The 13,828-nt window shown below is 63.7% G+C and carries 12 protein-coding genes; 1 reads left to right on the top strand and 11 read right to left on the bottom strand.

Annotated features, from left to right (window positions below; genetic code table 11):
* Positions 1–67: 67 nt before the first annotated feature.
* The 11 genes from pal to M9H71_RS06950 form a co-directional block, all read right to left on the bottom strand.
* Entirely contained in the window at positions 68–565 is a 498-nt protein-coding gene (pal, locus tag M9H71_RS07000) for a peptidoglycan-associated lipoprotein Pal (protein ID WP_455404339.1), read from the bottom strand.
* Positions 566–901: 336 nt separating this feature from the next.
* Positions 902–1,639 (bottom strand): N-acyl amino acid synthase FeeM domain-containing protein, encoded by a 738-nt coding sequence (locus M9H71_RS06995; RefSeq protein WP_455404338.1) that lies wholly within the window; start codon positions 1,637–1,639, stop codon positions 902–904.
* A gap of 158 nt (positions 1,640–1,797) precedes the next feature.
* Entirely contained in the window at positions 1,798–4,128 is a 2,331-nt protein-coding gene (locus M9H71_RS06990) for a putative bifunctional diguanylate cyclase/phosphodiesterase (protein WP_455404409.1), read from the bottom strand.
* Between the two features lie 185 nt (positions 4,129–4,313).
* A complete protein-coding gene (gene tolB, locus M9H71_RS06985) occupies positions 4,314–5,648 on the bottom strand; it encodes a Tol-Pal system beta propeller repeat protein TolB (protein ID WP_455404337.1) in 1,335 nt (444 codons plus the stop codon).
* Between the two features lie 72 nt (positions 5,649–5,720).
* The gene (locus tag M9H71_RS06980; RefSeq protein WP_455404336.1) at positions 5,721–6,704 is read right to left on the bottom strand and encodes a cell envelope integrity protein TolA; all 984 of its coding nucleotides are present in this window, start codon (positions 6,702–6,704) and stop codon (positions 5,721–5,723) included.
* 50 nt (positions 6,705–6,754) lie between these two features.
* Positions 6,755–7,225: a biopolymer transporter ExbD gene (locus M9H71_RS06975; protein WP_455404335.1), complete on the bottom strand. Its 471-nt coding sequence runs from the start codon at positions 7,223–7,225 to the stop codon at positions 6,755–6,757.
* Positions 7,226–7,259: 34 nt separating this feature from the next.
* Positions 7,260–7,970 (bottom strand): protein TolQ, encoded by a 711-nt coding sequence (tolQ, locus tag M9H71_RS06970; protein ID WP_455404334.1) that lies wholly within the window; start codon positions 7,968–7,970, stop codon positions 7,260–7,262.
* Positions 7,971–8,276: 306 nt separating this feature from the next.
* On the bottom strand, positions 8,277–9,182 hold the full coding sequence (locus M9H71_RS06965) for a sigma-70 family RNA polymerase sigma factor (protein ID WP_455404333.1): 906 nt from the start codon (positions 9,180–9,182) through the stop codon (positions 8,277–8,279).
* The gene (locus M9H71_RS06960) at positions 9,166–9,633 is read right to left on the bottom strand and encodes a carboxymuconolactone decarboxylase family protein (protein WP_455404332.1); all 468 of its coding nucleotides are present in this window, start codon (positions 9,631–9,633) and stop codon (positions 9,166–9,168) included. The genes M9H71_RS06965 and M9H71_RS06960 overlap by 17 nt, the downstream gene beginning before the upstream one ends.
* Positions 9,634–9,780: 147 nt before the next feature.
* Positions 9,781–10,248 carry a DUF2852 domain-containing protein gene (locus M9H71_RS06955; protein ID WP_455404331.1) on the bottom strand — a complete coding sequence of 156 codons (468 nt, stop codon included), beginning with the start codon at positions 10,246–10,248 and terminating at the stop codon, positions 9,781–9,783.
* Between the two features lie 142 nt (positions 10,249–10,390).
* On the bottom strand, positions 10,391–11,095 hold the full coding sequence (locus M9H71_RS06950; protein ID WP_455404330.1) for a TetR/AcrR family transcriptional regulator: 705 nt from the start codon (positions 11,093–11,095) through the stop codon (positions 10,391–10,393).
* A 438-nt stretch (positions 11,096–11,533) separates the two neighbouring features.
* Between M9H71_RS06950 and M9H71_RS06945 the strand changes: the two genes are divergently transcribed.
* On the top strand, positions 11,534–13,375 hold the full coding sequence (locus M9H71_RS06945; protein ID WP_455404329.1) for a di-heme-cytochrome C peroxidase: 1,842 nt from the start codon (positions 11,534–11,536) through the stop codon (positions 13,373–13,375).
* Positions 13,376–13,828: the final 453 nt, after the last annotated feature.

Genomic DNA, 13,828 nt, shown 5'->3' with positions numbered 1-13,828 from the left:
GAAACTGCCGCACAAACAAAAACGGTGCCCAGCGGGCACCGTTCGCGATTCAGACCGGAGCTTTCGATCAGGCGCCGGCGTTCAGCACCGTAACGGCACGGCGATTCTGCGACCAGCACGAGATGTCGTTGCAGACCGCGACCGGGCGCTCCTTGCCGTAGGAGATGGTTCGCATCCGCTGCGCGTCGATACCGCGCGACACCATATAGTTGCGGACCGATTGGGCGCGACGTGCACCGAGCGCGATGTTGTACTCGCGGGTGCCGCGCTCGTCCGCATGGCCTTCGATCGTGAAGGTATAGCGGCTGTAGGTCTGCAGCCATTGCACCTGCTTGTCGAGGGTCGCAACCGCCTGCGGCGACAGATCCGACTGATCGCTCTCAAAGAACACGCGATCACCGACATTCACGACGAAATCCTGCTGACTGCCCGGCGCCGCCGCGCCGGCCATCGCACCGTCGGCACCACCGAGCCCGTTCTTGTTGGCGCAAGCCCCCATCGACAGGGCCACCGCGAGCACCGCGGCCAGCTTCAATCCCTGGAGGATTCGCTTGTGATTGGTCATTCCGGAGCCTCCACGCTCGCGATATTCCGACTGTGGCTTCGGTCTACAGGGCGATGGTTAAGCGAACGTTCCGTCAACCTTGACGAGGAGTTGCCAACACCGATCAAATGCCCCCGGTCGGCCAAAAGCAATCGCGATGGTTAATGAGGAGTAAATGTGGCGCCAGAGTGAAGTCGCGGCCGGATCGGCCCGATCTGCCTCTTCGTTCGCCGGGTCCAAGGCGAGCATCGGCCTGGACGTGCGTTTACGCGCCGCGCGGCTGCGGTCAGGAGCACAGCCCGACGGAGTTCGTTCGGACTGCAGTCAGCGACCAATCCAAAGACTGGACGACCGACCTTAAACGCAGAGATCGGCTGCTGCGATCGGGGCGCTGTCGCGGACAACAGCCAAGACCGGCTCTGCGCGATCGAACAACATCCGTCGTTCGAAGGCACTTGAACGCATGAACGGAAACCGCGCGTACACCCGCTCCTGGATCTCGCGATAGTCGGCCGCCATCAACCCGACCGGCTTCAGGAGCCCGGGAAACAACCGAGGCTCGCACAACGGCGTCTGCAGGAACACCCGTCGATAGAACGCACGATGCTCTGCTCGCACGGTGGCCAGACCGATGTCGGCGTCGAAATGACAGCAGGCGACATAGCCGAGGCGAACGGTCACGTATGGCAGTTCCGGCATCCGCTCGACGCGATCTGGATCGGCCACGAACCGCGTCGGATCGACGATGATCTTTCCACGCTGAAGCTCGGCGCCAAGAACGTCGGAGAAGACGTCAACCGACGGCGAAGTGGGATGCGACGGAGATGCGACGGAGATGCGAATCGAACTCGACAACACCCCGTCGACGTAGACGCCGAAAATCCAACAATTCGGCAGCTCGTCGTGGCTGTCCGTGACGATGCCATCCGCATTCGGTTCGATCGCACCTTCGTTCAGATAGGCTCGATAGCGAAGGCGATAGATCGCCTCCTTTTCGGAGTCGGTTTCCGCGAGCCGGTAGTCGACCTTGTCCAGGAGCTCATGCCCGCGGGCGGAAGTTGCAACACTCTTACGTTCTTGCTGCGCGGAACTCATTTGTACAACCCATACGCCGGAGCCCGGCTTTCCACGATCTAGAGGTTAACAAATCCCTAAACCGAGCGCAAAGACACGTCAGCATTAGGGTTAACTATCGTCTCATTTGGGAACTGATGGCGCTAACACGTAACGCTGTTGCGACACAAAGCGGGGATTTACGCGATCGAGCGCAGCGGCACGACGAGGCGATCTCCGTCCTTGCCGCGGCGGCCGTGCGAAGCGGCCAGTAATTGCCGAATGCGCTGCGCAGGAACCGGACGGCTGAACAGATAGCCCTGCGCCTCTGTGACGGTGCCGTCGGCGCTGATCAAATCGAGTTGTTCGTTGGTCTCGATTCCCTCGACCACCACCGACATGCCGAGGTCGGCGCTGAGACGGGCGACGCCTCGCAGCAGAGTGAGCGGCCGGTCGCTATCGATGCCTTCCAGGAAGGAACGATCAATTTTGACTTTTTGCAACGGGAAGCTGTGCAGATAGCTGAGCGAGGAATAGCCGGTGCCGAAATCGTCGAGCGAGATCCGGACGCCTTCGGCGTGAAGCTCTTGCAACGCGTCGTGGGTCCACTGCGTGTTGCGCAACAGGGAGGACTCGGTGATCTCGATTTCCAGGCGCTTTGCCGGTAACCCGGACACTTCGAGCGCGTAGCGAACTTCGGTGAGGACGTCGCGTTGATGGAATTGCTGCGACGAGAAGTTGATCGCGACACTCACCGGCTCCGGCCAGAGCATGCACTCCATGCAGGCTTTGCGCAGGATCCAGCGGCCGAGATCGACGATCAGACCCATGTCCTCGGCGACCGGAATGATGTCGACGGGCGAGACCGTGCCGCGCACAGGATGGTTCCAACGCAGCAGCGCCTCGCAAGTGGCGATCTTGCCGGTCTTCAGATTGACGAGCGGCTGATAGTAGAGCTCGAACTCTTCGTTCGCGAGCGCCTTGCGTAGATCCAGTTCGAGAATGCGGCGCGCCTCGACGGTCTGCGCCATTTCCTCGCGGAAGAAGCAGAAGGTGCCGCGACCATCAGCCTTGGCGCGATACAGCGCCATATCGGCGTTCTTGAGCAGGATGTCGGCTTTCGCGCCTGGGAAGGTCATCGCGATGCCGATCGAGGCGCCGATTTCGACAACGTGATGATCGATCAAATAGCGATCGCTGAGCCGTTCGACGATGCGGCGTGCCAGTGAGGCGGCATCCTCGTTCGAAGCGATGTTCTGCTGGAATACTACGAACTCGTCGCCGCCGAACCGGGCAACGAAATCTTCTGGACGCAGCATATCCCGCAGCCGCTCGGCAACCGAACACAGCAGACGATCGCCGCAAGGATGACCAAGGGTGTCGTTGACCTGCTTAAACTGATCGAGATCGATGAACAGCAGCGCCGACAGCCGTGCCTTGCCCCGACCATGTTCGGCTTCCAGAATCCGCTCGATCTCGTCACGGAAGCTGACGCGATTCGGCAGCGCGGTCAGTTCGTCATAGCGCGCCAAATGAACGATCCGCGCCTCGGCATTGCGGCGTTCGGTGATGTCTTCGATCAGCACCACGGTGCCACCGCCCGCCATCGGCTGGAACGTCCAGCACAGCGAGCGGGGGATCGTCTCGTCGCCGACGGTGACGATCTCGCCAGCAAGTGCATTCTCGATCTCTGACAGGATCAAGCGGCCGTTCGCGGCAGAAATCGCGCCGATCGCCACACAGGCGGAGACAATATCGGTGGCCGTGGGCGAGCCTTTGACCAATTCGTCCCTCAGCCGCATCATTTCGGTGAAGCGATGATTCATCACCGCGAGGCGGCCATCCGCGCGGAACATGCACAGTCCGTGTGGCATGTTGTTGAGTGCGGTGTCGAATTGGCTGGCCAGGGCCGACTCGCGCTCGCGCCCCAAAAGCGCCCGCACGAAGATCTTCTGCAGACTGGTGGTGATGTGCTTGACACCGATGAAGAAGATCACGCTCAAGAGCGCCAAGCCGATGTAGTAAGGACCGCCGTTCCAGGCCAGCCCACCTGCCATCGGCCCACAAGCCAACAGGATCTGGATGTGGAAGATCCATGGACGGCCATAGGTTCGGCCCGCGCCGGCAGCCATGTAGCTGAGCGTCACACAGGTGCAGATCATGTGGGCCACAGGGTCGTCGGTGCCGACGAGCGTGATGACGCACCAAATGCCGAGCACGGCCGCATAGAGCATCGCGCCGATCTGATACCGGACTTCCCAGCGTTGGATTTCGGCCCCGGACTGCGGCTGGCGCAACTTGTAAGAGCGCATATCGAGGGCGCGCAGAGCACCGGCGGCGATCAGCAACAGCGCGCAGAGCCAGAGCAGATGATTGCCGGTCTTGTGCGCGGTCATGATCGCTGCGACCGCAGCGCTCAGGGCCCCTGCAAACATCGGCGCCGGGTTCTGAAACAAGGAATCCACCAACGCAGCATAGATCGAGGGCGATATCGCCCGATCCGCACTACGTTCCTGCTCAGCCACCTGCATCGGCACCATAGCCTCTTTCCCAGAGGTTTTAACGGGTCGAAATGAAGTAATTCTGAGCGAACATCGTTAGCGGAAAGTGTTCTTAGACCCAGAAGGAGGATTTTTTAGGTTCCGTCGCGGAACCCAGGCATGCATCTCCCTGCTTCGGCACAACCGCCGCAAGAACCCAAGCCAGTTCGTTGGAATCAGGACAGCAGCGGCGACCAGGCCGGGTCGGAGGCGTAGCCGGGGGTGGGAACCCGCAGTTCGTTGCGGCCGGACACGTCGACCGTGAACAACGACGGACCGGCATTGCCGCCGGGATCGCGGAAGAACATCAGCACCCGCCCGTTGGGAGCAAATGTCGGGCCCTCGTTGTGGAACCCGGAGGTCAGAATTCGCTCGCCCGAGCCGTCGGGCTTCATGATGCCGATCGCGAACTGGCCGCCGCCCTGCTTTGTGAAGGCGATGTAGTCGCCGCGCGGCGACCACACGGGGGTCGAATAGCTGCCGTCGCCGAACGAGATTCGCTGCGCCTGCCCGCCGCCGGCCGGCATGATGTAGATCTGCGGCTTGCCGCCGCGATCGCTCTCGAAGCAGATCCGGCTGCCATCGGGCGCGTAGGACGGCGAGGTATCGATCGCGGGCGTGTCAGTGAGCCGCGTGGTCGCTTTGGAACGCAGATCCATCACGAACAGGTTGGAATTTCCGCCCTGCTGCAGGCTCATGATGATCTTCTGGCCGTCCGGGGAGAACCGCGGCGCGAACGACATGCCGGGGAAGTTGCCGACGATCTCGCGCTGGCCGGTCTCGACGTTGAACAAATACACCCGCGGCTCACCCTGGCCGAATTCCATGTAGGTGATTTCCTGCGTGCTCGGCGAGAACCGCGGCGTCAGCACCAGATCGGTGCCGCGCGTGAGATAGCGCACGTTGGCGCCGTCCTGATCCATCAGTGCCAGCCGCTTGACCCGGCGCTCGGCCGGTCCGCTTTCGTCGATGAAGACCACCCGGCTGTCGAAATATCCCTTCTCGCCGGTGAGCCGCTCGTAGATCTGATCCGAGATGATGTGGGCAATGCGGCGCCAGTATTCCGGCGAGGTGAAATACTGCTGGCCGGCGAGCTGCTGACCGGTGGCAACGTCCCACAGCCGGAATTCGGCCTTGAGCCGGCCGTCGCCCTGGCGCGTCATCCGACCGGTTACCAGCGCCTGGGCGTTGATGCTCGCCCAGCTCTTGAACTGCGGCGGCACGTCGATATTGGTGATCTTTTCCAGATACGCGGCCTGATCGATCGGCGCGAACAAGCCGCTGCGCTTGAGGTTGTTGGTGATCACCTGCGACACGCCCACGCCGACTTCGCCGTCCGACGGCGTGCCGGCGACGAAATTCGGAATCGCGATCGGCAGCGGCGCGACGTTGCCTTCGGTGATCTGCACCCGGGCCTGACCGAACGCGTCGCGAGCAGGACCGAGTGCGAGCGCACCGGCGGCCGTCGCGGCGGAGAGCATCAATTGGCGGCGATTGAGGTCAAACGACATGGCGGGCAATCCATCGGGTCGGTCAGGTGATCCGCGCCGAACGGCGCGAGTATTGGTGAGCGGCGGCTCGCATTAGGGCCGTCGATCGGTGAACACGGGTGCGAAGAACTTCCATTCGTCGAAGAACTGGGCCGGCAGATTGTACGGCTGGCATTCGATGATCGCGCGCAGAGCGCTCTCCTGATACACGCGCAAATACGGCGTCGACGGATGCCCATCCGGCTGCGGCATGGTTTCCAAGGTGCCGTCGCGCTTCAGGCGAATGACGAACGCCGCTTCGGCGCGCTGCGCCTCGATGCCGCCATAAGGTTTCTTCCAGCAGCGCTCGACCTGCGACTGGAACATCGCGCCCCAGGTCGCCGAATTGTCGGCGGACTTGCCCTTCGACAATCCCAGCGCCGCGTTGGAGTTCAACACGTCGCCGGCGACCGCGTTGCGGGTCGGGTCGCGCTTGTCGAGCAGCGCCGCGATCTTGGACTGGTCGAACACCCGCTCCGCCTTCTGCTTGGTCGACTCCGGCGGCTTGGCCGCGGTCTGAGTCGGCTTCGGGGGCGGCTTCTTTTTTTCTTCCTTCTTCAGCGCTTCGGCGATCGGATCGACCTTTGGTTCCGGCTTCTTCTCGGCTTCCTTGGCAGGTTCCTTGCTCGGCTCGGGCTTCTTTTCGACCTTCTTCGGTTCTTCCTTCTTCGGCTCTTCCTTGACCACCGGCTTGGGCGGATCTGGCTTTTTCTCCACCGGCTTGTCTTCCGGCTTCGGCTTGGGCTGAGGCGGCGGTGAGGTATCGGTCACCACCGGCGCCTTCTCGCTGATCTTGCCGACGGTGTCGTCGACCGGCTTGGCCTCGGCGACCTTCTCGACCAGCGGCTTGGGATTTTCCTTCTTGCCGGTGCGCATACCGGCCATCACCTTGGCGAGCTGATCTTCGGAGATGGTATCGACCGCGACCGAGTCCTGCGGCTCCAGCTCGAACGCCCTGGAGCTGAACGACAGCATGGCCCAGCCGAGCACGAGGACGTGCAACGCCACCGACGCAGCCCATGTCTTGTCGATCTTCACCTTCAGAATTCCTGCTCCACCTTCGCGGCCGATGCCGGCGCGGTGCCGGCTCAACTCCCCTGTTCAGGAACGATGACAATGTTCGCCTTGAAGCCGGCGGTCCGAATGTTGCCGAGCAGCTTCATCATGTCGGTATAGCAAACGTCCTTGTCGCCCCGCAGATACACCACGTTGTCGGTCTCCGACCGGGTCTCGCGGATCGCCTTCATCTTGGCTTCCAGCTCGGAGGCGGCGATCGGGCTGTCGCCCAGATACAGCTCGACCTGCGAGTTGCAGGTGCCGCCGGTGCGCTTCACCGACAGGGTCAGCGGCGGCGAGTTCGACTGGATCTGATTGCCGCCACGGGCGACCGGCAGATCGATATCGATCGAGGTTGTGAGCAGCGGTGCTGCGACCATGAAGATGATCAGCAGCACCAGCATCACGTCGACCATCGGGGTGACGTTGATCTCCGCCATCACCGGGCGACGACCGCCGCGGCGCCGGCCGCCTCCACCGCCAGCGGCTACGTTCATTCCCATGATCGAATGCCCGTTCTGCTCACCTGGCCTCCGTTCACGTCCGCTCGTCGATCTGCCGCGACAGGATCGCCGAGAACTCGTCGGCGAAGCCTTCCAGCCGCTGCGTCTGTCGGTTCACTTCCGACGTGAACTTATTGTAGAAAATTGTCGCCGGAATTGCGGCGATCAGGCCGATCGCGGTAGCGAACAGCGCCTCGGCGATACCGGGCGCGACCACCGCCAGCGAGGTGTTCTTCGACGCGGCGATCGACTGGAAGCTCGACATGATGCCCCAGACGGTGCCGAACAGGCCGACGAACGGGCCGGCCGAGCCGACCGTCGCCAGCACCAGCAGGCGGCGCTCCAGCCGCTCGACCTCGCGCGCGATCGAGACGTTCATCACCTTCTCGATCCGCATCTGCAGGCCGGCGAACGAGCGCGAATGACTTTCGAACGAACGCTTCCACTCGCGCATCGCGGCCACGAAGCAGGCCGCCATCGAATGCGTCGGCTTGGCCGCCAGCGCGCGGTACAGCTCGTCGATCGACTCGCCGGACCAGAACGCCTGCTCGAAGCGATCCATCGCGCGCTTGGTCCGCGAGAACAACAGCAGCTTGTCGATCGCGATCGCCCAGACCCAGACCGAGCAGCCGAGCAGCCCGAGCATGATCGACTTGACGACCCAGTGGGCGTGCCAGAACAACGACAGCAGCGACACGTCCGTAGAGACCGCCGGAGCAAGCTGTGTCACGTCGGCCGGGTTCATCGTCGCAATCCTCTCACACGTTTCGGCAGCGGCCGATTCCGCCAAAGGCTCCGGCTCCCCGCGGCAACGCGCCGCGATCTGGCCCAAGCGCCACCATGGGAGCCTTCAGTTGTCGCAGGGGATGGCCTGTGCGAAGCCGGCCCCTCAATCCCCTGTCAACGTGTCAAAACAAGGGCTGATTCCGCGTTTTGACGGATCTCACCAAACCCTCATCAGGGTTAATAAGGGGTTACTATAACAGGGAAAATACCAGCGAATGGACGCCAGGCGGCTTGCTGAAGGCCCCAGGCGAGGCCGCCCGACGTCTCAGTGCAAGCCGGCGGAAGTCGGCGCCGAGACCAGATGCCGGAGCTTGTCGGGGTTCCGGACCACGTAGATTCCAACGATCCGCCCGCCGGCAAGATCGAGCGCCGTGGTCTGAAGCAGCCCGTCCGGCTCGCGCGAGACGAAACCCGGTAGACCATCGATCGCATGGAGTGCGAGGAGCGAACTCGTTCCCGCCGGGGCCTTCCGCGCGAGCCCGGCGAACAGTCGGGCCACCCGGTCGCAGCCAACCACCGGGTTGATCGCCGCCGGCCGCTTGCCGCCGCCGTCGCTGACAAACACGACCTCGTCCGCAAGCAGCGACGTCAGCGCGGCGAGATCGCCACTGCGCGATGCCTGAAAAAATGCCGCGGCGATCGCCTGCCCTTGCTCGGTCGAGACAGGAAATCGCGGCCGCTCGGCCCGAACGTGCGACCGCGCCCTTGCCGCGAGTTGCCGGCAGGCAGCGACCTCACGGCCGAGCGTCGTCGCAACCTCGTCGAAGCCGACGCCGAATACGTCGTGCAGCAGAAACGCGGCGCGTTCCAGCGGCGACAGCCGCTCCAGCGCCAGCATCAAAGTCAGCGTGATGTCGTCGCCGTCCGGCTCGGACTCCGGCGCGACGATCGGCTCCGGCAACCACGGCCCGACATAGGTCTCGCGCCGCTGCCGCGCCGATTTCAGCACGTCGAGACACAGGCGGGTGACGGTACGCGTGAGAAATCCGGCCGGGTCGCGAACCTCGCTGCGATCGGCACGATGCCAGCGCAAGTAGGCGTCCTGCACGACGTCTTCGGCTTCGCTGATCGAGCCCAACATCCGATAGGCGACGCGCAGCAGTCGCGGCCGCAGCGGCGCGAAGCTCGCTGCGGCGTCATCGGACGGCATTGGATCAGGAGGCCTTGGCATGCGCCGAGGCTGCGGTCGGATGCAGCAGGCGGAAGCCGATCGCGATCCTGTTCCAGGTGTTGATGGCGCCGATCAGCAGCGTCAGCTTCACCTGCTCGGCATCGCTGAACTGTTGCTTCAGGGCCGCGTAGTCCTCGTCCGGCGCACGGGTCTGCGCGATCAGCGTCAGCGCCTCGGTCCAGCCGAGCGCGGCGCGCTCGCGACCAGTGTAGAGCGGCGATTCTCGCCAAGCGTCGAGCAGATACAAGCGCTGCTCGGTCTCGCCATGGGCGCGGGCATCCTTGCTGTGCATGTCGAGGCAGAACGCACAGCCATTGATCTGCGAAGCGCGCATCTTCACCAGTTCGATCAAGCTCGGCTCGAGGCCACTCCCCTGGATGTAAGTCTCCAGCGCGACCATCGCCTTGTAGGCGTCGGGCGCGGCAGCGGTGGGGTTGAGGCGCGGTGTCATGGTCGTCTCCCTTGGTTGACGAGGATAGGACGAGACAGCGATGCGCGGTGTGACATTGCCGCGAGCGAAACTTCGGCAAAAAGAAGCCGCCCGCCTGGGGGCACAGGCGGGCGGCGGTTGGCGCTGAAGGGGTCAGATCAGGCGCGATCAGCCCTGCGCCGAATTGTCGGCGGACGGGTTCGGCTTGGTCCGGTGCTGGGCCATGAACGCGTCGAACTCTTCCTTGTCCTTGGCGTGGCGAAGGCGCTCGAGGAATTCCTTGAACTGGACCTGCTCTTCTTCGAGCCGGCGCAGCGTCTCCATCCGGTACTCATCGAAAGCGCGGTTGCCGCTCGTCGGCGGGCCGAAGCCGAAGCCACCGCGATCCATGCGATTGCGCATCCGCTCCATCTTCCACTGCATCCGCTCCATCTTGCCCGCGAAGCGATCGCGATCCCAGCAACCCATGTTTCTGCTCCAGAGTGTGTAGAAGAGAAGTGCGAGGCCGATCGGCCACCAGACGATGAAGCCGGCCACCGTCAGAAGGATCCAGCCCGGACTCCAGGACGACCGTAGCGCGGGCTGGTAGCGCGCCCCGGGGGGCCCCCATCGTTCGTAGTCAGCGGCGTTGGCCATTTGCTTCTCCATCGGCTCGGTGCCGTTGTGAATGTAAATAACATTTACATACTTGGGCGGTTCTATCGGTTTGTCAAGAAAGACCGGTCCGAGGTTTGGTGGATTTTTCGCCGCAGGGCCCACCGAGCGGTGAGCGGAGCGATCAGGCGGCCGGGCCCCAGGGGCCGGATCGCTTTGGTTCTGCGGGCTTTTCTGTCGTCGATGCAGAGTCGGTCGAGAACCCGAGACCGCGCAGGTAGATCAGCACGCTGGCCTCCAGCAGCTCCTCGGGCGCCATCGGCAGTTTGCGCCGCGCGGCATCGCCGCGGCCGAACAGCGAAGCGATGCCGTGCGACATCGACCAGATGTGCAACGCCATCATCAGCGCCGGCGGGCGGGTCACGCCCGGCGGGGTCAGCGCCGCCAGCCGCTCGGCAGCGGCGCGGATGACGTTGAAGGCACGTTCCGAGGCAGTCAGCAGCATCGGATTGACGTCGATCGGCACGCCGGATTCGAACATCGCCGAATAGTACGCCGGCTCGCTGCGGGCGAACGCCAGATAGCTCCGTCCAACCCGCATGAATGCCGTGACGGTGTCGGGACGGCCGTCGTCCCAGGCCTTTGCCAGCACCTGTTCGAACAGCTCGAAGCCGCGCTGGGCGATGTTCGACAGCAGTTCGTCGCGATCACGAAAATGGCGATACGGCGCTGCGGGGCTGACGCCGGCCATCCGCGCGGCGTCGGCGAAGGTGAAGCCGCCGGGGCCCTTCTCAGCAATCAGCCCAAGTGCCGCCTGCAGCAGCGCTTCTTTCAGATTGCCGTGATGATAGCCGCGCTCGGCGCGGCGCTCTTCCTTGCGCCAGCTCATGTGAAGGGCTTTTACATGAGGGGGGATGAAAGGTCACGGGACATCGCGCATCCGCGCGCACCAGTTCCACACCTGCAGGCCCCTCCGGTCAACCGCAGGTCTCGCGCCCAAACCATGCGGTCCCCGTGGCAGCCGCGCTCCCGGAGAATGTCGTGCGGCAATCGCGAGGCCGGCCTCCCTCCTGCCCGGCGCTCCCGCCCCACGCACCTCGGCGGCAGTCCCACGCCGCTCGCTTGTTGGGACACGAGCAGCAGTCATTGTTCAAAATTCCGCGAGGCAGAAGATTTTTGGCTACCTCTTCTACCGCATGGTACCTGCCCGCCGTGACCGGTTACCACCACGAAAAAACTTCGCGCTTGCGTCCGCCGGACGAACGGCCGGAAAGTTGCATTGCCTATAAAAAACAACTTCAGATGTTTACTTCACAGGGGGATGACGATGCGAGTCCCGTTCCGACGATTAGTCCGTGCGTTGCCGCTGATGACCGCGCTGCTCGGCACTGCCGCGGCGCAGGCTCAGACACAGACTCCCATCTTCGCCGACCAGGGCAGTGAATGGACCGCCGCGACCCGCGCCGATTTCTACGAGCGCGACCAAGGCTCGCGCATGATCCCGCTGTCGTGGCTGAAGGCGCTGCGACAACCCGACGGCCAGCCATTTCTCGACGCGAGCCTGTCGCGTTACGGCTATCTGCCGAACCCCGCCAACGCCGACGGCCTGCCGGTCGGGTTCACCACGTCCGGCGCGAGCGGCTCCGAGATCGTCGGCATGACCTGCTCGGCATGCCACACCCGCCAGATGAGCGCCGAAGGAAAGTCCTACCGGATCGACGGCGGCCCGGCGATCGTCGACTTTCAGAACTATCTGGCCGACCTCGACGCCGCCGCCGGCCGTGCGGTCGCCAGCGATGCCGACTTCAAGACGTTCGCCGCCCGGGTGCTGAAGACCGCTGCGCCCGAACCGGCCGACGTCGCGGCGCTCCGCGCGTCCTTCGATCTCTGGTACTTGCGTTTCCACACGCTGATGCAGAAGGCGCTGCCGAAGTACCAATGGGGACCGGCGCGGCTCGACGCGGTCGGCATGATCTTCAATCGGCTGACCGGTCTCGACCTCGGGCCGCCGCCGAGCTACCTGATCGCCGACAACATCAAGGTCGCGGACGCGCCGGTGCGCTACCCGTTCCTGTGGAACGCGCCGATCCAGGACATGACACAGTGGCCCGGCTTTGCCGACAACGGCAACGACGTGCTGGCGCTGTCGCGCAATCTCGGTGAAGTATTCGGCGTGTTCGGCATCTTCCAACCGACCAACAACGGCATCTACGTCAACTTCCTCAACAACAACTCGGCGAACTTCGACGGGCTCGGCAAGCTCGAGAATCTCGTCAAGAAGATCGGTCCGCCGAAATGGCCATGGCTGGTCGACAACACGCTCGCCGCCAAGGGCATGGCGATTTACAACGCCCAGGGCAGTTGCGCCGACTGCCACGGCATCAAGCCCGGCGTCGTGCGCTTCTTCAACAACAAGACCTGGAAGACGCCGATCCAGAATGTCGGCACCGACACCAAGGAATACGACATCCTGGCGTGGACGGCGAAGACCGGCGTACTGCAGGGCGCCTTCATTCCGCTGGTCACCGCGCCGCTGAAGGAAACCGATCTGGCGTTCAACGTGCTCGCCACCTCGGTGATCGGCTCGATCGCCGAGCAGGCGCTCCGCGCCGCCGGCGGCTCGCCGACTTCGGCGCCGATCGCGACCGCACAGGCCCCGCTGTCGGACAAGGCGCTCGCTGAGCGCAAGACGTCGCAGCCCGCACCGCAGCTTCTGCCTCTCCCGCCCGAGCTACGCGACCTCCGCGGCGCCTTCCACGGCATCACCCCGCCGCCGGCACAGCTCAAGAACTTCTCGGTGCAGGGGCTGCAGATTCCGGCGCCGGCGGCAGCTCCGCCCGCCCCGCCGCACGGTGCCTACGAGGCCCGCGTCCTGCAGGGCATCTGGGCCGCCGCGCCATATCTGCACAACGGCTCGGTGCCGAGCCTCGCGGAACTGCTGAAGCCGGCGGCGCAGCGCGTCAAGCAGTTCAAGGTCGGCCCGGCCTACGACATCGTCAATGTCGGACTTGCCGCCGACCAGACCGCATTCGACTACACGCTAGTGACTACCGACTGCAGCAACCTGAACTCCGGCGATAGTAACTGCGGTCACGAGGGCAAGGGCTTCGGCACCGATCTGTCGGACGACGACAAACGCGCACTGCTGGAGTATTTGAAGACGCTGTAACGACCGCGTTGCTCGCCGTCGCCGACATCGCGACGACGGCGAGCAATAAGGGGTTGCGGCAGCTCCGCCTACGATCCGGATGCCGCACCGTAATTCGGCGCTGGTGCTGGACCGATCAGTGCAGCATACCGATCCTTACCGATCGACATCGGTGCCGCAGTGCAATGACCAACCCGCGAAAGCACGCAAGCGTACACATCGGCGAACAAATTCCCGCCGCATTGATTGACGAACGTTCATGTGTCGCTATTCGCAGAGTGGGGACTCTAAGTGCGAATGGTCGTCGCGGGGTGTTCAGCGTATCTCATCATCGATCATGTCCGGCGGGAATCAATGCCGGACTCTGCCTGCGCGATGCAGGCGATCTCCGATCATGATGCCCGCGGACCGCAGCAACGGCTCTGCAGACTGGGGAGAAAGCCGCATGAACGACACGACCAAACTCGTAGCTTC

It is taken from the genome of Rhodopseudomonas parapalustris (assembly GCF_053772255.1).
Note: the sequence above shows the minus strand (reverse complement) of the source record. Positions and strands in the feature narration are given on the sequence as shown.